The sequence below is a fragment of the Comamonas sp. F1-6 genome (assembly GCF_039581415.1).
Taxonomy (GTDB): domain Bacteria; phylum Pseudomonadota; class Gammaproteobacteria; order Burkholderiales; family Burkholderiaceae_C; genus Comamonas; species Comamonas thiooxydans.
In genome coordinates, this window is sequence record NZ_JBCPWN010000003.1 from 86,750 (window position 1) to 107,534 (window position 20,785).

Below are 20,785 nucleotides of genomic sequence, written 5' to 3' on the forward strand. Positions count from 1 at the left end.
GCTTTTGTCATCACTGCGCAAGACCGGCCAAGGACGGGGATAATCCCAGCCCTTATGTCTTTGAAGATCAACTTTCCCGAGTCGCTCCCCGTATCCAGCCGTCGCCAGGAAATCATGGAGGCCATGGATCGCCATCAGGTCATCATCGTCTGCGGCGAGACCGGTTCGGGCAAGACCACGCAGCTGCCCAAGATCGCTCTGGCGCTGGGCCGGGGCAGGCTCAATGCCGCGCCCGATGCCAACGGCCAGGTGCGCGGCCATCTGATCGGCCACACCCAGCCGCGCCGCATTGCCGCCAGCTCGGTGGCCAAGCGCATTGCCGAGGAGCTGAACACGCCGCTGGGCGAAGTGGTGGGCTACAAGGTGCGTTTTCAGGACACGCTGCAGAAGAACGCCTCCGTCAAGCTGATGACAGACGGCATCTTGCTGGCCGAGACCCAGACCGATCCGCTGCTCAAGGCCTACGACACGTTGATCATCGACGAGGCGCACGAGCGCAGCCTGAACATCGACTTTCTGCTCGGCTATCTCAAGCAGATCCTGCCCAAGCGCCCCGATCTCAAGGTGGTGGTGACCTCGGCAACCATCGATGCGGACCGCTTTGCCAAGCACTTCGAATCGAAGAGCGGTCCTGCGCCCGTGATCATGGTTTCGGGCCGCACCTATCCGGTGGAGATGCGCTATCGCCCGTTCGAGGGTGAAAAGGACAAGGACCTGAACGACGCCATCGCCGATGGCGTGGATGAACTCTGGGCCGGCGGCAAGGGCGGCGATATCCTGATCTTCCTGCCGGGCGAGCGCGAGATTCGCGAAGCTGCCGACCATCTGCGCAAGCATTTGCAGCACTCGCCCACGCTGCGCAGCGCCGAGGTGCTGCCGCTGTTCTCGCGCCTGTCCCAGGCCGAGCAGGACCGGATTTTTGACGGCCATACGGGCCGACGCATCGTTCTGGCCACCAATGTGGCCGAAACCTCGCTCACGGTGCCGGGCATACGCTATGTGATTGACGCCGGTACGGCGCGCGTGAAGCGCTACTCCTTCCGCAGCAAGGTGGAGCAGTTGCTGGTCGAGCCGATCTCGCAGGCCGCAGCCAACCAGCGCGCGGGCCGTTGCGGCCGTGTGGCCAACGGCATCTGCATTCGCCTGTACGACGAAGAGAGCTTTGTCAGCCGCGACCGCTTCACCGACCCCGAAATCCTGCGTTCCTCGCTGGCCGGCGTGATCCTGCGCATGAAGTCGCTGGGGCTGGGCGATGTGGTGCATTTCCCCTTCCTCGAAGCGCCTTCGGGCCGCGCCATTGCCGACGGCTATCAACTGCTGGCCGAGCTGGGCGCGGTGGACGATCACGGCCATCTGCTGCCCATGGGCAAGGAGCTGTCGCGCCTGCCGCTGGACCCGCGCGTGGGCCGCATGATTCTGGAAGCGCGCGAGCGCCGCGCCCTGGCCGAGGTGCTGATCATTGCCTCGGCCCTCAGCGTGCAGGACGTGCGCGACCGGCCCATGGAAGCGCAGCAGCAGGCCGACCAGGCACATGCCAAGTTCGACGAGGAGAAAAGCGAATTCAGCGGCTATCTGCGCCTGTGGAAGTGGCTGTCGGATGCGCGCGGCGGCAAGGTCGTGGCCAAGAGCCGCAAGGAGATGGCGGCCCAGCACGCGCCTGCGGCCAAGCCGAATGCGCGCAACCAGGCCTTCCTGCCCGTCAGCCAGCGTGCCAGCGGCGCGCAGATCGAAGGCACGGTGGAGGAGCGGCTGGCGCTGTTCAACCCTGCCGATCAGGCCCAACATGCCGACGAGGCCACGCACAAGATCAGCAACCGCCAGTGGGAGCAGTTGCTGCGCCAGAACTTCATCAATATCCGCCGCGTGCGTGAGTGGCGCGACATCCACTCTCAGCTGCTGACCGTGGTCAAGGAGCAGAAATGGCTGCTCAACAACGAGGCGGCGGGCTATGAGGCCGTGCACCTGTCCATGCTGTCGGGGCTGCTCGGCAATATTGGCTATCGTGCAGAGGAAAGCGAGAGCTATCTGGGCGCGCACGGCATCAAGTTCCACCCGCATCCCGGCGCTCACCTGAGCAAGAAGCCCGGTCGCTGGATCGTGGCGGCCGAGCAGGTCGAGACCTCGCGGCTCTACGGCCGCGGCATTGCGGCCATAGAGCCGCAGTGGCTGGAGGAGGTGGGCGGCCATCTGCTCAAGAAGCAGCTGCTGGACCCGCACTGGAGCAAGAAGCAGGCCGATGTGGTGGCGCTGGAGCGCGCCACGCTCTACGGTCTGGTGGTCTACAACGGCCGCCGCGTGAGCTACGGCCGCGTCGATCCGTACGAGGCGCGCAATCTCTTCATCCGCCAGGCGCTGGTGGAGGGCGAGTGGGAAACGAAGTGGCATTTCCTGCCCGCCAACCTCAAGCTCATGCGCAAGGTCGAGGAGCTGGAGCACAAGAGCCGTCGCCAGGACGTGCTGGTCGACGACGAGCTGATCTTTGCCTTCTACGACCAGCATCTGCCCAAGGATGTGTACAGCGGCGCGAGCTTCGACAAGTGGTTCCGCGCCGAGAGCAGGAACCAGCCCGAGCTGCTGCGCCTGTCCAAGGACGAGCTGATGCGGCACGAGGCCGCCGGCATCACCACGGACAAATTTCCCAAGACCGTGAAGCTGGGCGGTGCCGATTGCAGCGCCAGCTATCTGCACAGCCCCGGCGACGCGCGCGACGGCATCACGGTCACCGTGCCGCTGTTCGTGCTCAACCAGGTGTCGGAGGAGCGCGCCGAGTGGCTGGTGCCGGGCATGCTCAAGGACAAGATCCAGGCGCTCTTGAAGAGCCTGCCCCAGCGCCCGCGCAGCCGTTTCGTGCCGCTGCCCGAGAGCACTGCGCGGCTGGCCGAGCTGTTCACCGAGAGCGAGCGCTGGGCCCAAGGGGGGCTGATCGACGCCTTGCTCAAGCAGGTTCGCGACGAGACTTCGCTGGATGTGAAGCGCGCAGACTTCAAGCTGGACATGCTGAGCCCGCATCTGTTCATGAACTTCCGCATCACCGACGAGCATGGCCGACAGCTGGGCCAGGGCCGCAATCTGGGGGCGCTCAAGGCCGAGTGGGGCGCCAAGGCTCGCGGCGCTTTTCAGGCGCTTGCTTCATTAAAGGTAGCTGCTAGCGCAAGTGATACAAGCATTTCAGAGTCGAAAGTATCTGAAAATGAGAAGGATAAGGCGCAAGAAGCTCCTAAAAATGATAAGGCTGCGGCGGGCAAGCCGGCCCAGTCGCATGATGCGCGCTACAAGGACTGGAGCTTTGGCGAGCTGCCCGAGCTCATGGAGATCAAGAAGGGCGGCACCACGCTGATCGGCTTTCCGGCCCTGATCGATCATGGCGACGCCGTCGGCATCGAAGTCTTTGACGAACCCGAAGCCGCCGCCGCAAAGCACCGTGTGGGCCTGCGCCGGCTGTTCGCGCTGCAGATTCGCGATGCGCTCAAGTATCTGGAAAAGAATATTCCCGATCTGCAGAAGATGGCCGTGGCCTATATGCCGCTGGGCACGCAGGAAGAGTTGCGCGGACAGATCATAGACGTGGCCATAGACCGTGCCTTTTTGCAGGAGCCGTTGCCGAGCAACGAGGCCGACTTCAAGCAGCGCGTTCAGGACGGCCGTGGGCGCCTGACGCTGATTGCCAACGAAGTGGCTCGCATGTCGACCGTCATCCTTGCCGAGTATGCGGCCGCCGCGCGCAAGATCAAGGACACGAAGAACGCGCCCGAGGCCACCAAGGACGCGAGCGAACAGCTGCAAAAGCTGATGCCCAAGAACTTCATCGCCGTGGCCCCCTGGGCGCAGCTCGGCCATTACGCGCGCTACCTCAAGGCCATTACCTCGCGTCTGGACAAGTACCGGGCCGACCCGGCGCGCGATGCCGCCAAGCTCAAGGAGCTGCTGCCGCTGGAGCAGCGCTACTGGCGGCTGGTGGCCGAGCGCAAGGGGCAGATCGATGCCCGCATGCAGGAGTACCGCTGGATGCTGGAGGAGCTTCGCGTGAGCTTTTTTGCCCAGGAGCTGCGCACGCCGTATCCGGTCAGTGCCAAGCGGCTGGACAAGGTCTGGGCGCAGCTGCAGCAGTGATGCCGGCCTGACGAATGGGGCTCTGCCTGACTAGGCGGGCCGGCTTTCGCCCTGCAGCAGCGGATTGCGCGAAAACAGCTCCACCACCCAGTCCACAAAGGCGCGCACCTTGGCGCTGAGGTGGGAGTTTGGCGGATAGACCACATAGATCGGCAGCAGAGGGTGTTTCCAGTCCTCTAGCACCCGCTGCAGCTGGCCGTTTTCCAGGTACTTGTGAATCTGGAAGCGGCTGAGCTGCCCTATGCCCTGGCCAGCGAGGATGGCGCTGATATAGGCATTGCCTTCGTTGATGCCCAGGTGGGCGGGACTGGCGATCTCTATCACTTCGCCGCCCTTGTGGAACTCCAGCGGATAGCGCCGCGCCGAGACCGGGGAGAAATAGATCACGTTGCGATGGCCGGACTCCAGGTCGCGCGGATGCTGTGGCACGCCGTGGCGCTGCAGATATTCGGGTGCGGCAACGGTGATGAATTCCAGATTGCCGATTCGGCGCGCCACCAGGGACTGGTCGGCCAGCTCGCCGCCGCGGATTACGCAGTCCACGTTGTCGCTGATCAGGTCCACGGTGCGGTCGCTCACGCCCAGATCGATCTGTATTTCGGGATAGCGAGACTGGAACTCGCTCAGATGGGGAATGATGAGTAGCCGCGCCACGGTGGTTCCCACATCCACGCGCAGGCGCCCGCGCGGCGTGGTGCGGGCCTGGCTGACGCTGGCCTCGAGATCGTCGAAGTCGGCGAGCAGGCGCACGGCGCGGTCGTAATAGGCCGCACCATCGGCGGTCACGGTGACACGGCGCGTGGTACGGTTGAGCAGCTTCACGCGCAGGCGCTCTTCCAGCGCCTGAACGTTCTTGGTCACACTGGCTTTTGGCATTTGCAGCGAATCGGCTGCACGCGTGAAAGTGCCGGCTTCCACGACCCGCGCGAAAATACGCATGGCCTGTATCTGATCCATGGGATCTCCTTGTCCTCGCGAAAACCCGGACTCGCCGAGGATGCGGGATTCTCACACACAGCTCACACCGTCATTGTTCGAGAATTGGAAACAGTGTGGCCGCGTTTGCGGGGTTTATACCGTCACTTGCTGTTGCTACATTTCTGTTCCATCACCCGGTCCTGTCCGGAAAATCCATGTCAAACACCAAAGCCACCGCATCGCAGCCGATTCCTCATACCGACACCACGATCTCCGTGGCCGACGGTGTGCAGGCCGATGTGCGCATATACGGCGGCAAGCGGCGCGGCGAAGTCGTCCCGCTGGTGCTGCATTTCCATGGCGGCGCCTTTGTGGCCGGCGATCTGGACAACGGCTGCACCGTCGGCAGCTCGCTGGCGGCGGCCGGGGCCTGCGTGGTGTCGCTGGCCTATCCGCTGGCACCCGAGCATCCGTTTCCGCGTCCGCTGGAGTTGGGCTACGAGGTGCTGCTGTGGGCCTACAAGCAACGCAGCAAGCTGGCCGGAAAGGGCGCTCCGCTCTATCTGGCCGGTGAAGAGGCCGGAGCCAATCTGGCGGCAGGCGTCTGCATGATGGCGCGCGATCAGCAGCAGCCGCCGCTGGCCGGGCAGATTCTGATCTCTCCCATGCTGGACCCCTGCTCGGCCACGCCTTCGCAGCGTGCCGCTCAGGGCGAGTCCGTCGAATGCAAATGGGCTTCGGGCTGGTGCCAGTACCTGGGCGAGCCGCATGATGCGGAGCACCCCTATGCGGTGCCGGCGCGAGCCCGCCGTCTCGCGGGACTGCCGCCGACGCTGATTCTGGTCGGCGAGGCCGACCCCATGCGTGACGAGGCACTGAACTATGGCGCGCGCCTGGAAGCTGCCGGCCTGAGCGTGCATCGCCATGTGTTTGCCGAAGCCGGGCAATGGCCGCAGGCGCTGCTGGAGCAGCCGCCCGAGTCCTGCCCTTGCGCCGCGCAGCTGCAGGAGCAGCTACGCCAGTTTTTCGAAACCACCCGATGTCGGCTCTGAGCTGATTTTGCCCTGCTGAGACAGCTGACCTGATCCGGCCCCGCGGGCCGGACGCAGCACGGCTGCGCCTTTTTCTTCTCTTTCTCATTCGATTCCTGGCCTGAGCGCCGGAAGGGATGAGTCTTGCCTGCCGCCGAAAGAGCCGCTACCGCTTTCAACCCTTGAACAAAGACATTGCCATGAACGAGCACTCCAAACTCTCCAACCGCCGCCGGTGGGCCGCCGCCGGCGTCGCCGCTGCCGTGATCGCCACGACTGCCGCCATGCTGGGCCTGTCATCGCATGCCGAAGCGCCCGCTGCGCAAGCCGCCGCGCCGGCCGTGCCGGTTTCGGCAGCCCAGGTCCTGCAGCAGGACGTGACGCTGTGGAATGAATTCTCCGGCCGCCTCGAAGCCGTGCAGCGCGTGGATGTGCAGCCGCGCGTCTCGGGAGCGGTGCAGGCCGTGCATTTCAAGGAAGGCGCGCTGGTCAGGGCCGGTGATCTGCTGTTCACCGTGGACCCTGCGCCCTATGTGGCAGAAGTCGATCGCGCCGAAGCCCAGGTCGTTGCCGCCAAGGCGCGCATGGCCTATACCCAGAGCGAGTCCGAGCGCGCCACGCGTCTGTGGGATGAGCGGGCGATCGCGCAAAAGGAATACGACGAGCGCGTGAATGCCCGGCGCGAGGCCGATGCGAATCTGCGCGCCGCGCAGGCTGCGCTGCAGACCGCCAAGCTGAACCTGGGCTACACCCAGGTCAAGGCGCCGGTGAGCGGACGCGTGGGCCGCATCGAGGTCACGGTGGGCAATCTCGTGAGCTCGGGAGCCGGTGCTCCGGTGCTGACCACCCTGGTATCGGTGGACCCCATGTACGCCAGCTTTGACGCGGACGAGCAGATCGTGGCCCAGGCGCTGCAGGGTCTGCAGAGCGCAAGCCAGGGACGCAGCACGCGTGCGCTGATTGAAACCATTCCCGTTCAGATGGGGGTGGGCACCAGCGGCGGCACGCCCTATGCCGGTCATCTGCAGCTCATAGACAACCAAGTCGATGCCAAGAGCGGCACGGTGCGCGTGCGGGCCGTGTTCGGCAATGTGGACGGCACGCTCATGGCCGGCCAGTTCGCGCGCATCCGCATGGGCCAGCCCCAGACCACCCAGGCCGTGCTTATCAACGAGCGCGCCGTGGGCACGGACCAGAGCAAGAAATTCGTGCTGGTGATTGGCGCGGACAACAAGGCCGAGTACCGAGAGGTGCAACTGGGCGCACCGGTGGACGGCCTGCGCGTGGTCACTTCGGGCCTCAAGGCCGGCGAGCGCATCGTCGTCAACGGACTGCAGCGTGTGCGCCCCGGCGTGGTGGTCGCGCCCCAGGACGTGCCCATGGATGCCAAGGCCGAGCTGGCCGATGGCCGCGGCGCCGCCAAGCAACCCACGGTCTGAGAACCCTTAATCCTCCGACACCATGAACCTTTCCCGATTTTTCATCGACCGCCCGATCTTTGCGGGTGTGCTGTCGGTGCTTATTTTTCTCGCAGGCCTGATCGCCATGCGAACGCTGCCGATCTCGGAATACCCCGAGGTCGCTCCCCCCTCGGTGGTGGTGCGCGCTCAGTACCCGGGCGCCAACCCCAAGGTGATTGCCGAAACCGTGGCCACGCCGCTGGAGGAATCCATCAATGGCGTGGAAGGCATGCTCTATATGGGCAGCCAGGCCACGACCGACGGCGTGATGACGCTGACCGTGACCTTCGCCCTGGGTACCGACCCCGACAAGGCTCAGCAGCTGGTGCAGAACCGCGTCTCCCAGGCCGAGCCGCGCCTGCCCGAGGAAGTACGCCGCCTGGGCATCACCACGGTCAAGAGCGCGCCCGACCTGACCATGGTCGTGCACATGGTCTCGCCCAACGGCCGCTATGACATCGACTATCTGCGCAACTATGCCGTGCTCAATGTGAAGGACCGTCTGGCACGCATCCAGGGTGTGGGCCAGGTGCAGATCTTCGGCGGCGGCGACTATTCCATGCGCGCCTGGCTGGACCCGCAGAAGGTGGCGCAGCGCGGTCTCTCTGCCGCCGATGTGGTGGCAGCCATCCGCGGCCAGAACGTGCAGGCCGCGGCCGGAGTGGTCGGCGCTTCGCCCGGCCTGCCCGGCGTTGACATGCAGCTGTCCATCAATGCGCAAGGCCGCTTGCAGACCGAGGAAGAGTTCGGCAACATCATCGTCAAGACAGGCTCCGACGGCGCCGTGACGCGCTTGCGCGACGTGGCGAGGCTGGAGCTGGGCGCGGCCGATTATTCGCTGCGCTCCCTGCTCAACAACGACCCCGCCGTGGGCATGGGCGTGTTCCAGGCTCCGGGCTCGAATGCCCTGGAGATCTCGGCCAATGTGCGCTCGACCATGGCCGAACTGCAAAAGCACATGCCTGAAGGTGTGGAGTTCCGCATCGCCTACGACCCCACCCAGTTCGTGCGGGCTTCGATCAAGTCCGTGATTCAGACCCTGCTGGAAGCCGTGGCTCTGGTGGTGGTGGTGGTGATCCTGTTCCTGCAGACCTGGCGCGCCTCCATCATTCCGCTGCTGGCCGTGCCGGTGTCTGTGGTGGGTACCTTCGCCGTGCTGCACCTGCTGGGCTTTTCCATCAATGCCCTGAGCCTGTTCGGCCTGGTGCTGGCCATCGGCATCGTGGTGGACGACGCCATCGTGGTGGTGGAGAACGTGGAGCGCAACATCGAGGCCGGTCTGTCGCCGCGCCAGGCCACCTACCGCGCCATGCAGGAGGTCAGCGGGCCCATCATCGCCATCGCCCTGGTGCTGGTGGCCGTGTTTGTGCCGCTGGCCTTCATCAGCGGCCTCACGGGCCAGTTCTATCGCCAGTTCGCGGTGACCATCGCCATATCGACGGTGATCTCGGCCATCAACTCGCTGACTCTGTCGCCTGCGCTTTCCGCGCTGCTGTTGCGCGGCCACGATGCTCCCAAGGACGCGCTGACGCGCGGGATGGAACGCGTGCTGGGCGGCTTCTTCCGCCGCTTCAACGCCTTGTTCCGCCGCGGCTCTGAGGCCTATAGCGGCGGCGTGCAGCGCGTCATCGGCCGCAAGGCGCTGATGCTGGTGATCTACGCCGTGCTGGTGGGCGCGACCTGGGGGCTGTTCAAGCTGGTGCCCGGCGGTTTTGTGCCGGCCCAGGACAAGCAGTATCTGGTCGGCTTTGCCCAGCTTCCCGATGGTGCCACGCTGGACCGTACCGAAGACGTGATCCGCCGCATGGGCGAGATCGTCAAGAAAAATCCCAATGTGGAAGACGCCATAGCCTTCCCAGGCCTGTCCATCAACGGCTTCACCAACAGCTCCAACTCGGGCATCGTCTTTGTCACGCTCAAGCCTTTTGCCGAGCGCACGCATGCCGACCAGAGCGGCGGCGCCGTGGCGGGCCAGCTCAACCAGGCCTTTGGCAGCATCCAGGAAGCCTTTATCGCCATGTTCCCGCCACCGCCCGTGGCCGGCCTCGGAACGACCGGCGGCTTCAAGCTGCAGATCGAGGACCGAGCCTCGCTGGGCTACGACGCCATGGACGCGGCCGTGAAGGCCTTCATGGCCAAGGCCTATCAGACGCCAGAGCTGGCCGGCCTGTTCACCAGCTGGCAGGTCAACGTGCCCCAGCTCTATGCCGCCATCGACCGCACCAAGGCGCGCCAGCTCGGCGTGCCGGTGACGGATATCTTCGAGACGCTGCAGATCTACCTGGGTAGCCTGTATGCCAACGACTTCAACCAGTTCGGCCGCACCTACAGCGTGCGCGTGCAGGCTGACGCAGCCTACCGGGCGCGCGCCGAAGACGTGGGCCTGCTCAAGGTGCGTTCCACCACAGGCGAGATGGTGCCGCTGTCGGCGCTGATGAAGCTCGAACCCAGCTTCGGGCCCGAACGCGCCATGCGCTACAACGGCTTTCTGGCCGCCGACGTGAATGGCGGTCCTGCGCCCGGCTTCTCCTCGGGCCAGGCCCAGGCCGCCGTGGAGCGCATTGCCGCCGAAACCCTGCCGCCCGGCATAGGCTTCGAGTGGACCGAACTGACCTACCAGGAAATCCTGGCCGGCAATTCCGCCGTGCTGGTGTTCCCCATCGCCATCCTGCTTGTCTTTCTGGTGCTGGCGGCGCAGTACGAAAGCCTGACCCTGCCGATTGCCATCATCCTCATCGTGCCCATGGGCCTGCTGGCTGCCATGACGGGCGTGTGGCTGAGCGGTGGCGACAACAATGTGTTCACGCAGATCGGGCTCATCGTGCTTGTGGGGTTGTCGGCCAAGAACGCCATCCTGATCGTGGAGTTTGCCCGCGAGCTGGAATTTGCCGGCCGCACGCCCGTGCAAGCCGCCATCGAGGCCAGCCGCCTGCGTCTGCGTCCCATCCTCATGACCTCGCTGGCCTTTGTCATGGGCGTGCTGCCACTGGTGCTGTCCACGGGCGCTGGAGCCGAGATGCGCAGCGCCATGGGCGTGGCGGTGTTCGCCGGCATGATCGGTGTGACGGCCTTTGGCCTGTTCCTCACGCCAGTGTTCTATGTGGTGCTGCGCCGCCTGGCCGGCAACCGTCCGCTGCAGCAGCATGGCAGTCATGTGGCGCCGATCAGCGAGCCGGGTCACGGCGCCTCGGCCCTGCCCATGCCTGCTGCGCCACGCGGCCATGACGAATAAGCCCCAATCAACCATGGATTCCGATATGAAAACGATGCAAGGCATTCGATCCCTGATGCCGTCCCTGAGCGCGCTGACGGCAGCCCTGGTGCTGGCGGGTTGCGCCAGTGCACCGCCCACGGTGGCCGAGCATGCCGGCGTGGCCGTGCCAGCAAGCTTCAGCGCCCAGGCCGCAGCCGCGGGCTGGACGCAGGCTGCCCCGGCCGAGGCCCAGTCGCGCGGGGCCTGGTGGCTGGCATTTGCCGACGCCGAACTCAGCGCTCTCGTGGAGCGTGCGGGTGAAGCCAATACCGATGTGCAGACTGCTGCGGCACGTTTGGCCGAAGCCCGCGCGCTGCTGCGCTCGGCCGATGCCCAGCGGCAGCCGCAGATCGGGGTCTCGGGCGGCGCCGTGCGACAGGCCGGGCTGAACACTGCGAGCGGTATGCAGCCCGCAACCCTGGTCACGGCCGGCCTGAGCTTCTCCTATGAAGCAGATCTGTTCGGCCGCCTGTCGCGGGCCAGCGATGCTGCGCGCGAGGATGCCAGTGCACGTGAGGCCCTGCTGCAGAGCACGCGCCTGATGGTGCAGGCCGATGTGGCCCAGACCTATCTGCAACTGCGTTCGCTGCAGACCGAGCGCCAACTGGTCGAGCAGAGTCTGGTGGCCTATCGTGAGACTCTGACGCTGATCGAGAAGCGCTTCCGGGCCGGCGATGCGGCCGAGCTGGACGTGGCGCGCATGCAGACCGAGGTTTCGGCCACCGAGGCCGAGACGCTGGCGCTGGAGCGCCAGCAGGCAGCCCTCACGCATGCGCTGGCCGTGCTGGTCGGCGATGTCGCCACTGGCTTCACGCTGGCTACGCAGCCGGAGCTGGCAACACTGCCCGTGATTCCGGCAGGCGTGCCCGCCACGGTGCTGGCACGCCGCCCCGATGTGTCGGCGGCCCAGGCATCGGTGCTGGCGGCCCAGGCGCGCGTGGGCGTGGCCCAGGCCGCATGGTTTCCAGCCATCACGCTCACGGGCAATGGCGGCTATGCCTCGCCGGAGCTGGGCGATCTGTTCAAGTGGTCGGCGCGCTCCTGGGGCATAGGCGCCTTGCTGTCCCTGCCCATCTTCGACGGCGGCCAGCGCGCCGCGCAGGAAGAGGGCGCCCGTGCGCGCCTGGAGGCCGCCGTGGCAGCCCAGCGCGGTCAGGTGCTCGCGGCCTTTAGGGAGGTCGAGGATCAGCTCAGTGCCTTGCGCCTGCTCTCGGGCCAGGCCCATGTGCTGGGGCAGGCCGTGCAATCCTCGGAGCGTGCCACGCACCTCTCGGACGTGCGCTATCGCAACGGTCTGGTGAGCCAGCTGGAGCTGCTCGATGCGCGCCGCAACGAGCTGCGCAACCGGCGTCAGGCCTTGCAGGTGCGTACCGCGCAGTACACGGCCACGGTGGCGCTGATCCGTGCGTTGGGCGGCGGCTGGGACAGCGGAGAGCCTGTGGCGGCAAGCGGTTGAGGCCGAGCCGGTGCTGCTGCATTAAGCGGTTGCGGACAGGCCTGACCGGCCTGTGGTGAGTCGACTTTTTAGGCAACCGACCTCAGGCATAGCGCTCCCGTATCCATCGCCTTGCTTTCCTGGGCTAGCGCTAAGCCACACCGTCTTGAGTTGAAGTGCAGGTCTCTGGGGTGATGTCGAACTGGACATGACCCCCGTGAACAATGAGCTCGTCTGGGCCCAAGTGCAGGCCGTTGAAAGTGCCCGTAGCTGCCTCGGAGGCGCTTGGCATCACCATTGTCGATAACTCACCGAATGCGATTGGCTCCTTGAAGTGCAGCTTCATGCCTGTGCAAAAGGTCACGATGAAAGGCTCGCCAATGATTGCCTGGTAGGCACCGGTATGCATGCAATGTTTCGTCATGTTGTTTTGCTCCTTTGCTTATGCCCAGGTCGGGAAAGGGTCCTTGAAAGTTCTCCACGCCCGAGGGCCTAGAGCCATTTCCCGGTCTGTTAATAGGCATGCGTCGAACATGCGTCGGAGTGTTGGTTCGTCCATATCAATTCCGATGACGACCAACTCTTGGCGTGCGTCTCCAACCTCTTCGTCCCAGTTCTTCTTGATGGCAGCAATGGCCTCTGAATCCTTTGGCCAGTGCTCTTGAGGCACGGTGGCCCACCATCGACCAGCGAGGCCGTTCCGGCACACGGCACCTGCCTGAGACCAGTCGCCGACCTTGGCGGGGCGACTGGCCAGCCAGAAGAAGCCTTTGGAACGAATGACTCCGGGCCATTCGGTCTCTACCAGCCTGTGAAAGCGCTCGGGGTGGAAGGGGCGGCGTGAGCGATAGACAAAGCTGCCAATCCCATATTCATCGGTCTCAGGCTTGTGTTCACCACGAAGCTCCTTGAGCCAGCCAGGGGCCTTTGCCGCCTCTTCAAAGTTGAAGAGCCTGGTTGAAAGCACGGACGAGAGAGGGACCTTGCCGAAGGTCGCGTCAACGATTTTGGCGCGAGGGTTCAAGCTCGCCAGAATGGCCCGCAGACGCAATTGCTCGGCGTCGGAGATGAGGTCGGTCTTGTTCAGAACGAGCACATCGCAAAACTCAATTTGCTCGATGAGCAAGTCGACAACACACCGTTGGTCCTCTTGTCCAAGCGATTCGCCACGGCTCTTGAGGCTATCCCTGGATTCATAGTCCTTGAGGAAATTGAAGCCATCGACAACCGTGACCATGGTGTCCAGAGCCGCAATATCGGAAAGACTTGCTCCTGCTTCGTCGGTGAAGGTGAACGTTTCGGCCACAGGCAGTGGCTCCGAAATGCCGGTGGATTCGATGACGAGATGGTCGAAGCGCCGTTCTTTGGCGAGCCTGCGGACCTCCACCAAGAGGTCTTCGCGCAAGGTGCAGCAGATGCAGCCGTTGCTCATTTCAACCAGCTTCTCCTCGGTCCGGGAGAGCTTGCTGCCGCCATCGCGCACCAGAGCAGCATCGATGTTCACCTCGGACATGTCATTGACTATGACTGCAACACGGCGGCCTTCGCGGTTGTTGAGTATGTGGTTCAGAAGGGTTGTTTTGCCCGCCCCCAGGAAGCCTGAGAGAACGGTCACTGGAAGCGGGTTAGCCATCGTGGACCTCAATGTTTAATTGATAATGATAATGTGTTATCAATTATGTTGAGAAGAGCACTCCTGGGTAAATTGGTTGCATGGGTGTGTTGTTCGGCCCCAGGTTTGCCAGTAAGCGACTATCTCAAACAGTCGTTGTGTTGCAGAGCCCTAAGCGCTCCCAGAGAAACGGTAGAGGCCCGATTGGCGCGATGAAATTGTCGTCGTCGCAGCTTGTTGCGAAAGAGTCAGCGCTATGGTCGACTTAACGAAATGAGAGCCGTAGGTTCAGTCGATTTCTATGTACGGGGCCGACGTTGCTCTTTGACCAATACTGGAAGTGCCCCTACAGACGAGCAATGAAATAGTTACGTAGCTGCCATGTGAGATTTTGGGTACCTTAAGCATGGCTATTCATAAACTGCAAATGCTCCGAGAGCCCGATTCGCATCCTCAGATTCGCAACTTATGTCCACATCTCCAGCAACACCCCCTACAAAACAGACTGCAGGCCGTGTGCTTGTCGACTCTCTGCGCCAACATGGCGTTGACCGAGTCTTCTGTGTCCCTGGCGAGAGCTATCTTGAAGTGCTTGATGCCCTCCATGATGCTTCTGATGACATTGAACTCATTGTGGCCAAGCACGAGGGTGGCGCCGCCAATATGGCGGAGGCCGACGGCAAGATGACGGGCCGCCCAGGCATATGCATGGTTACACGCGGTCCTGGTGCGACCCACGCCAGTATTGGCGTGCATATCGCGCAGCAAGACTCGACGCCCATGATTTTGTTTGTCGGTCAGATTGCACGAGAGCAGGTGGGCAGAGACGCCTTCCAAGAGGTCGATTTCTATGCGATGTTCGGCAAACTGGCGAAGTGGGTTGTTGAAGTAACCGATGCATCGCGTATGGCTGAAATCGTAGCCAGGGCATTTCACACCGCAGTATCGGGACGACCTGGTCCAGTGGTCGTTTCGCTTCCTGAGGACATGCTCGTTGATGTTACCGATAAGCTTGCATTTCGGACCTCTGCCATTGAGCCGAAAGTTCCTTCCGGTAGCGCCATCGCAAAGATTCGCGAGAAGCTAGCAAATGCACAGCGTCCCCTTGTCATTGTTGGCGGCAGCGGCTGGTGCCAAGAGGCTTCGGCGCAACTGGCGATATTTGCGAAGGCATGGAGTCTCCCTGTTGCATGTTCATTCCGTCGCCAGGATGTGTTGGACAACCGTAATCCGCAGTATGTTGGCCACATGAGCCTTGGGATGAATCCTGCGCTCAAAGATGCAGTTGTCAAAGCAGACGTAATACTTGCTCTGGGAACTCGCTTGGGAGACGTGGCTACAGGTGGCTATACGCTTCTCGAAGTTCCCGTCCCACAGCAGGATCTTGTTCACGTGCACGTCGACGCCACAGAGATAGGCCGTGTTTATCGCCCCTCGGTGGGAGTAAATGCCGATATCTTGGCAACAATTTCTGCCCTGGCTAACGTTGCTGCACCTGCTGAGATTGCATGGGCAGGCTGGACTAAGCGTGCGCGTGCCGCCCATGAAGCCTTCAGCCTGCCTCCAACGAGGGTGTCCGAGGCAATAGGCGTCGACCTGGGAGTAGTAATGCAGCACGCAGCGGAAGTGCTTCCTGACGATACCCTCGTAACGAATGGGGCAGGGAACTACGCTGTGTGGCTGCATCGGTTTTACAAGTACCGTAGCGCCCGAACCCAACTCGCAACGACCTGTGGAGCAATGGGCTATGGTGTTCCTGCGGCAGTTGCTGCAGCGCTTCGTTACCGTGACCGTGAAGTCCTCTGTGTAGCGGGCGACGGCTGCTTCCTGATGTATCCGCAGGAGCTGGCGACTGCTGCCGCACACAACGTGCGCCTCATCACCATTGTGGTCAACAACGGCATGTACGGAACCATCCGTATGCACCAGGAGAACCGCTACCCGGGACGTATTAGTGGCACTCAGCTTGCTGGTCCGAACTACGTCGCATTGGCGAACTCCTTGGGAGCAGCTCATGCGGAGCAAGTGCGCACGGCGGAAGAATTCCCGGCAGCGTTCGCGCGCGCTCGCGCCGCTAAGGGCTTTGCGCTCATTGAGTTAGTAACCGACCCGAAGCAAGTCACTCCTGTCATGCGCCTTAAGTAAATTGCTACTCAATCCTCCGCGAGGGTACAACTCCTGGGAGTCAGTTCAAAACCGGGGCGGTTCAGCCATGACCTTATGCCGAGACGCAGTAGGTCTTTTAATCTATGAATCCGCGTGGGATTGTCTGGCCGCACAAGAATTGCGGCAGGTCGTAGATACTCAGAGGCGACTTCGGGTAGTAACCCGCTTAAAACCTATTAACTATGTTTTTCACGGTGGGGTGAGGAACATATGGATCGTCAATGGATGCTTCATGAACATCACTTTTCACGGTGCGGCGCAGTCGGTCACGGGGTCCTGTTTTCTGGTCGAGGCGCATGGCTGCCGATTTCTGATCGACTGCGGCATGGCTCAGGGCGGCCGCGAGGCTGACGAGCACAACCAGCAAGCCTTTGCCTTTGATGCCGCAGGTCTGGATTTCGTCGTTCTGACCCACGCGCACATCGATCACAGCGGCCTGCTGCCCAAGCTCGTGGCCCAGGGCTTCAAGGGCCCTATCTATGCCACGCTGGCCACCAAGGACTTGCTCGAGGTCTTGCTCAAGGACAGCGCCCATATCCAGATGATGGATGCCGAGCGGGCGGCGCGGCGCCGGCGTGAAGGCCGGGGGCACGAGCGCGAGCCGACGGTTCCTCTGTATTCGCTGGCCCATGTGGCGAGCACGCTGGAGCAGGTCCAGGCCGTGCCTTATGGCCACAGCTTCGAACCCCATCCTGCGGTGATGGTGCGTTTTCAGGATGCCGGGCATATTCTGGGATCGGCCATTGTGGAGCTGTGGCTGGCAGATGGCCATGGCGGCACGCGCAAGCTGGTGGCCAGCGGCGATCTGGGCCAGCCGGGGCGGGTGATTCTGCGCGATCCCACGCCGATCATGGAGGCCGATCTGCTGCTCATCGAGTCCACCTATGGCGACCGGCAGCACAAGAGCACGGGCGATACCCTGGAAGAGCTGGTCGAGGTGGTCACGCGCACGGCTCCCCATGGCAATGTGGTCATCCCGGCATTTGCCGTGGGGCGCACGCAGGAGCTGCTCTATCACTTTCTGCAGCTGATCCAGCAGCAGCGCCTGCCGCCGGTAGAGATATTTGTGGATTCGCCGATGGCGGTGGCGGCCACCGATATCACGCTGCGGCACTTCGGCGTGTTCGACGAGGAGGCCAGGCAGTTGCTGGGCAGCGTCAGGAGACTCAAGGAGTCGCCGCACATTCACTTCATCAGCGATGTGGAGGACTCCATCAAGCTCAACCGCATCAAGAGCGGCGCTGTCATCATCTCGGCCAGCGGCATGTGCGATGCGGGACGGGTGCTGCATCATCTGAAGAACAATCTGCCCAGGCCCGAGTGTGCGGTGGTGATCTGCGGCTTTCAGGCTGAAGGTTCGCTGGGCCGCAGGCTGGTCGACGGTGCCAGGCAGGTGCGCCTGTTTGGAGATGACGTCGAGGTCCGTGCCGGTATCCATACCCTGGGCGGCTTTTCGGCCCATGCGGACCAGCAAGCCTTGCTGGACTGGGCTGCCGCTTTTAGCCGCGCGCCGCAGCAGACCTTTGTGGTGCATGGGGAGTCGCATGCCTCCCTGGCCCTGGCCACGCTGCTGCACGAGCGCCTGCATTTCACGGTGCAGGTTCCGCAGCCGGCTCAGGTCTTCGAGTTCTAGAGCGTGCCGGAAGTCTCCGAGATGCTGAATCCGTCTTGCGCACGGCCTGTTGCATGATGTTCTGGCGGCGAAGCATGATGCCGGTCGAGGCCGGTTTCGCGCAGCGGCTTTTCGGCACTACGCTGGATGAACTGCTGCCCGGCATACGTCTGCATGTGCGGCGTCTGGGTGATACCAGGCGCGCGCTGTCCCTGGGCGGCGGGCGCATCTATCTGCCGCGCAGCTTTTTTGAGCACCGGGACCCGCATAAGCCGCTGCGGCTTGCCCACCCTGTGGTGGCTGGCGTCTTCGCCCATGAGCTGCTGCATCAGTGGCAGCGCCTGCAAGGCAGGGCGGTGACCTGGGAGGCGTTGGGCCTGCATTTGCGCGCGGCATGCCTGCGGCGCAATCCCTACCACTATCAGGCCTGTGCAGATCCGCAGCAGATGCTGCAGTGCTTTCTGGACGCAAACGTGGAGCAGCAGGGTCAGATCTGGCAGGACTATGTTCAGGCCCTGGTGCAGGGCCAGCCGCTGGCCTGCATGTGCCTGATTGCCGAGCATGTGCTCAAGGCTCAAGCTGGCCAATCCAGGTCGGGCCGAGCCAGCAAAGGCTAGGCAGCGGGGTTGAGTGCGGCGATGAGATCGTGCTCGTCCACATCGCGCGCCGCGCCGAAGCCTGCGACATGCCTGCCGCTTTGCGGCGTGATGCAGACAAAACGAAAGTCGCCCAGCGCCGTCATGGGCTCGGCTTCGGGAAAGCGCGCCAGATAGCTGGCACGGGCGCCTTGCCACAGGCCGCTGTCGCGTGGGGGAGTGGAGGCCACGCCCTGAATGCTGATGCGCTCCAGCGCATGCACGGCTTCGCCAGCGGACTCTGGCCTGCTCATCAGCAGGCTGACGGCAGGATGCTGCTCCATGGCCTGTGTGTGGCTGGCCAGCGCACTGACATGCAGTATCAGACAGCTGAATTCGCCACTCCAGGCCCAGGGCACCAGCGACAGGCCCGGGGCGGGGAGATAACCGGGCGCTGAAGAACCAGCCTGTGGCTGAACGGCCAGGGCGGCAGTACGCTGACTGGCGAGTAGCTGGCGCAGCGACTGCTGCAAGCGTGATTCATGAGGCATTTGCGCATGGTAAGCCAGAGCGCGGGGCCGGACCAGCTTGAGCCGCGCCAGGCCGCGTCGAGCGTCACCTGCGTGACCGACTGTTGGGGCCATCCCGGATGCCGGGCCGAGGTTGCAGGCCTAGTCTTGCGGACTGATTAGTCCACCCGGACTATGTATACGCTTTTCTGACTGCCTGACTCATGCCCGATCACCACAAGTTTTGGCCCAATCGGCTGCCACATTCCATCACCGTTCCCGTGACCAGTGTCTGGGAAAACCTTGCTATCAATGCCAGGCGTTATCCGGACAAGGCCGCGCTGGTGTTTCTGGGACGCACCACGACCTATCGGCAGTTGTGCGAGGGAACAGAGCGCATGGCCGCCTATCTGCATGGTCTGGGCGTGCAAAAAGGCGACCGCGTCATCGTGCTGATGCAAAACAGCTCGCAACTGGTGCTGGCGCATTACGCCATCTTTCGAGCCAATGCGGTGGTGGTGCCGGTCAACCCCATGAATACGGCTGAGGAACTCAAGCACTACATCACGGATTCGGGCGCCAAGGTGGCCATTACCACGGCTGATCTGGCGCAAGAGCTGGCCAAGGCCAGCAATGCCTTGCCGCAGTCCGAAGCATTGCAGCACTTGCTGGTCACCCGATTCACCGACGGTTTTGATGCCGATGTGCAGGGGCCGGATGCACCGCCCGAAGCGTGGCGCAACTGGCTGCTGGGCGAGCGCGAACCCGCAAGCCTGAGCCATGGCAAGGTCCATGCCTGGATGCAGGCACTGGCCTGCAGCGAGCTGCCGCCGCCGCATACCGCGGGTCGTGACGACCTGGCATTGCTGCCCTATACCAGCGGCACCACGGGCCAGCCCAAGGGCTGCATGCACCTGCACCGCAGCATCAACCACAACGCCGTTTCCGGCGCGATGTGGGGCACGGGCAGCAGCGAGAACGTGGTGCTCGCCGTCGTGCCCATGTTTCACATCACAGGCATGGTTTCCGTGCTGCACAGTGCCATCTACATGGGGGCGACGCTGATCATCATGCCGCGCTGGGAGCGCGAACTGGCAGGGCGCCTGATCTCGCACTATCAGGTCACTAGCTGGACCAATATCCCGACCATGGTGATCGATCTGCTGGCCAGCCCCAACTTCGCGTCCTTTGATCTCTCCAGCCTCAAATACATCGGCGGCGGCGGCGCCGCCATGCCCCAGGCCGTGGCCCAGCGACTGCTGGAACAGTACGGGCTGCGTTTTTGCGAGGGCTATGGACTGACCGAAACCGCCGCACCCTCGCACAGCAATCCGCCCGACCATCCCAAGCAGCAATGTCTGGGCATCCCCTTCATGAGCACCGATGCACGCGTGATCAGCCCCGACACACTGGAAGAGGTGGCGCAGGGAGAACAGGGCGAGATCGTGGTCCAAGGCCCCGAAGTGTTTGAAGGCTACTGGCAGCGTCCCGAGGCGACCGAGCAAAGCTTTATGGAGCTCGATGGCAAACGCTTTTTCCGCACCGGGGACCTGGGGCGCGTGGATGAGGATGGCTACTTTTTCATCACCGACCGGCTCAAGCGCATGATCAATGCCAGCGGCTTCAAGGTATGGCCCGCCGAGGTGGAGTCGCTGATGTTCCGCCATCCTGCGATTCAGGAGGCCTGCGTGATCTCCGCCAAGGATGCCTATCGCGGCGAGACCGTCAAGGCCGTGGTGGTGCTGCGTGCCGGCCATGAGGCAACGACGGCAGAGCAGATCATCCAGTGGTGCCACGACAATATGGCAGTCTACAAGGCCCCACGTCTGGTGCAGTTCGTGACGGCTTTGCCCAAGAGTGGCAGCGGCAAGGTGATGTGGCGAATGCTTCAGGAGCAGGAAGCTGCAGTCTGAATGCAAAGAGGGGGAGTGGCGGAAAGCAGCTGGAGTCGAACCAACCCGGGAGCGGCTGACGCCCCCCACCGGGTTTGAAGCCCGGCCGCGCCACCGGGCACGATTGCCTTCCTTTGAGTCAAGAGTGGCAGCTGCCACTCTTGTAGAAGATAAGTCGGTGATTGTAGCCAGCAATCCGGCAGCTGATGACA

Annotated in this window: 13 protein-coding genes and 1 tRNA gene; 9 read left to right on the top strand and 5 right to left on the bottom strand. The window is 63.2% G+C overall.

Annotated elements, in window-relative coordinates; genetic code table 11:
• Nucleotides 1-54 precede the first annotated feature (54 nt).
• A complete protein-coding gene (gene hrpA / locus AAIL66_RS04310) occupies nt 55-4,110 on the top strand; it encodes an ATP-dependent RNA helicase HrpA (RefSeq protein WP_343496089.1) in 4,056 nt (1,351 codons plus the stop codon).
• Between the two features lie 30 nt (nt 4,111-4,140).
• Here the strand turns inward: hrpA and AAIL66_RS04315 are convergent, their stop codons facing one another.
• Nucleotides 4,141-5,067, bottom strand: coding sequence for a LysR family transcriptional regulator (locus tag AAIL66_RS04315; RefSeq protein WP_034352167.1), 927 nt, complete (start codon nt 5,065-5,067; stop codon nt 4,141-4,143).
• Nucleotides 5,068-5,243: 176 nt separating this feature from the next.
• Between AAIL66_RS04315 and AAIL66_RS04320 the strand changes: the two genes are divergently transcribed.
• The 4 genes from AAIL66_RS04320 (at nt 5,244) to AAIL66_RS04335 (ending at nt 12,228) form a co-directional block, all read left to right on the top strand.
• Nucleotides 5,244-6,080, top strand: coding sequence for an alpha/beta hydrolase (locus AAIL66_RS04320; RefSeq protein WP_003066465.1), 837 nt, complete (start codon nt 5,244-5,246; stop codon nt 6,078-6,080).
• A 179-nt stretch (nt 6,081-6,259) separates the two neighbouring features.
• A complete protein-coding gene (locus AAIL66_RS04325; protein ID WP_034408170.1) occupies nt 6,260-7,498 on the top strand; it encodes an efflux RND transporter periplasmic adaptor subunit in 1,239 nt (412 codons plus the stop codon).
• Nucleotides 7,499-7,520: 22 nt separating this feature from the next.
• A complete protein-coding gene (locus tag AAIL66_RS04330) occupies nt 7,521-10,751 on the top strand; it encodes an efflux RND transporter permease subunit (RefSeq protein ID WP_343496090.1) in 3,231 nt (1,076 codons plus the stop codon).
• Between the two features lie 13 nt (nt 10,752-10,764).
• Nucleotides 10,765-12,228 (top strand): efflux transporter outer membrane subunit, encoded by a 1,464-nt coding sequence (locus tag AAIL66_RS04335; protein ID WP_343496091.1) that lies wholly within the window; start codon nt 10,765-10,767, stop codon nt 12,226-12,228.
• A 130-nt stretch (nt 12,229-12,358) separates the two neighbouring features.
• On the opposite strand, the gene AAIL66_RS04340 is transcribed toward AAIL66_RS04335, so the two are convergent.
• A complete protein-coding gene (locus AAIL66_RS04340; RefSeq protein ID WP_034352184.1) occupies nt 12,359-12,631 on the bottom strand; it encodes a hypothetical protein in 273 nt (90 codons plus the stop codon).
• Nucleotides 12,632-12,649: 18 nt separating this feature from the next.
• The gene (gene zigA, locus AAIL66_RS04345) at nt 12,650-13,840 is read right to left on the bottom strand and encodes a zinc metallochaperone GTPase ZigA (RefSeq protein ID WP_343496092.1); all 1,191 of its coding nucleotides are present in this window, start codon (nt 13,838-13,840) and stop codon (nt 12,650-12,652) included.
• A 447-nt stretch (nt 13,841-14,287) separates the two neighbouring features.
• Between zigA and AAIL66_RS04350 the strand changes: the two genes are divergently transcribed.
• The 3 genes from AAIL66_RS04350 (at nt 14,288) to AAIL66_RS04360 (ending at nt 18,214) form a co-directional block, all read left to right on the top strand.
• On the top strand, nt 14,288-15,964 hold the full coding sequence (locus AAIL66_RS04350; RefSeq protein ID WP_343496093.1) for a thiamine pyrophosphate-binding protein: 1,677 nt from the start codon (nt 14,288-14,290) through the stop codon (nt 15,962-15,964).
• A 253-nt stretch (nt 15,965-16,217) separates the two neighbouring features.
• Nucleotides 16,218-17,618 (top strand): MBL fold metallo-hydrolase, encoded by a 1,401-nt coding sequence (locus AAIL66_RS04355; RefSeq protein WP_343496094.1) that lies wholly within the window; start codon nt 16,218-16,220, stop codon nt 17,616-17,618.
• Nucleotides 17,619-17,695: 77 nt separating this feature from the next.
• The gene (locus AAIL66_RS04360) at nt 17,696-18,214 is read left to right on the top strand and encodes a hypothetical protein (RefSeq protein ID WP_343496184.1); all 519 of its coding nucleotides are present in this window, start codon (nt 17,696-17,698) and stop codon (nt 18,212-18,214) included.
• Here the strand turns inward: AAIL66_RS04360 and AAIL66_RS04365 are convergent.
• Nucleotides 18,211-18,723, bottom strand: a complete 513-nt coding sequence (locus tag AAIL66_RS04365) for a pyridoxamine 5'-phosphate oxidase (RefSeq protein ID WP_343496095.1) — start codon at nt 18,721-18,723, stop codon at nt 18,211-18,213. The two genes, AAIL66_RS04360 and AAIL66_RS04365, sit on opposite strands and share 4 nt — an antisense overlap.
• 182 nt (nt 18,724-18,905) lie before the next feature.
• On the opposite strand from AAIL66_RS04365, the gene AAIL66_RS04370 reads away from it, so the two are divergent.
• A complete protein-coding gene (locus AAIL66_RS04370; RefSeq protein ID WP_343496096.1) occupies nt 18,906-20,594 on the top strand; it encodes a long-chain fatty acid--CoA ligase in 1,689 nt (562 codons plus the stop codon).
• Between the two features lie 16 nt (nt 20,595-20,610).
• On the opposite strand, the gene AAIL66_RS04375 is transcribed toward AAIL66_RS04370, so the two are convergent.
• Nucleotides 20,611-20,706 (bottom strand) — tRNA-Sec (locus AAIL66_RS04375).
• Between the last annotated feature and the right edge of the window lie 79 nt (nt 20,707-20,785).

Bases quoted from the DNA above. Each gene is read 5' to 3' on its own strand.
- AAIL66_RS04350 (WP_343496093.1), top strand. From the start codon at position 14,288: ATGTCCACATCTCCAGCAACACCCCCTACAAAACAGACTGCAGGCCGT.
- AAIL66_RS04330 (WP_343496090.1), top strand. From the start codon at position 7,521: ATGAACCTTTCCCGATTTTTCATCGACCGCCCGATCTTTGCGGGTGTG.
- zigA (WP_343496092.1), bottom strand. From the start codon at position 13,840: ATGGCTAACCCGCTTCCAGTGACCGTTCTCTCAGGCTTCCTGGGGGCG.
- AAIL66_RS04365 (WP_343496095.1), bottom strand. From the start codon at position 18,723: ATGCCTCATGAATCACGCTTGCAGCAGTCGCTGCGCCAGCTACTCGCC.
- AAIL66_RS04360 (WP_343496184.1), top strand. From the start codon at position 17,696: ATGCCGGTCGAGGCCGGTTTCGCGCAGCGGCTTTTCGGCACTACGCTG.
- AAIL66_RS04335 (WP_343496091.1), top strand. From the start codon at position 10,765: ATGGATTCCGATATGAAAACGATGCAAGGCATTCGATCCCTGATGCCG.
- hrpA (WP_343496089.1), top strand. From the start codon at position 55: ATGTCTTTGAAGATCAACTTTCCCGAGTCGCTCCCCGTATCCAGCCGT.
- AAIL66_RS04315 (WP_034352167.1), bottom strand. From the start codon at position 5,067: ATGGATCAGATACAGGCCATGCGTATTTTCGCGCGGGTCGTGGAAGCC.
- AAIL66_RS04320 (WP_003066465.1), top strand. From the start codon at position 5,244: ATGTCAAACACCAAAGCCACCGCATCGCAGCCGATTCCTCATACCGAC.
- AAIL66_RS04355 (WP_343496094.1), top strand. From the start codon at position 16,218: ATGAACATCACTTTTCACGGTGCGGCGCAGTCGGTCACGGGGTCCTGT.
- AAIL66_RS04370 (WP_343496096.1), top strand. From the start codon at position 18,906: ATGCCCGATCACCACAAGTTTTGGCCCAATCGGCTGCCACATTCCATC.
- AAIL66_RS04325 (WP_034408170.1), top strand. From the start codon at position 6,260: ATGAACGAGCACTCCAAACTCTCCAACCGCCGCCGGTGGGCCGCCGCC.
- AAIL66_RS04340 (WP_034352184.1), bottom strand. From the start codon at position 12,631: ATGACGAAACATTGCATGCATACCGGTGCCTACCAGGCAATCATTGGC.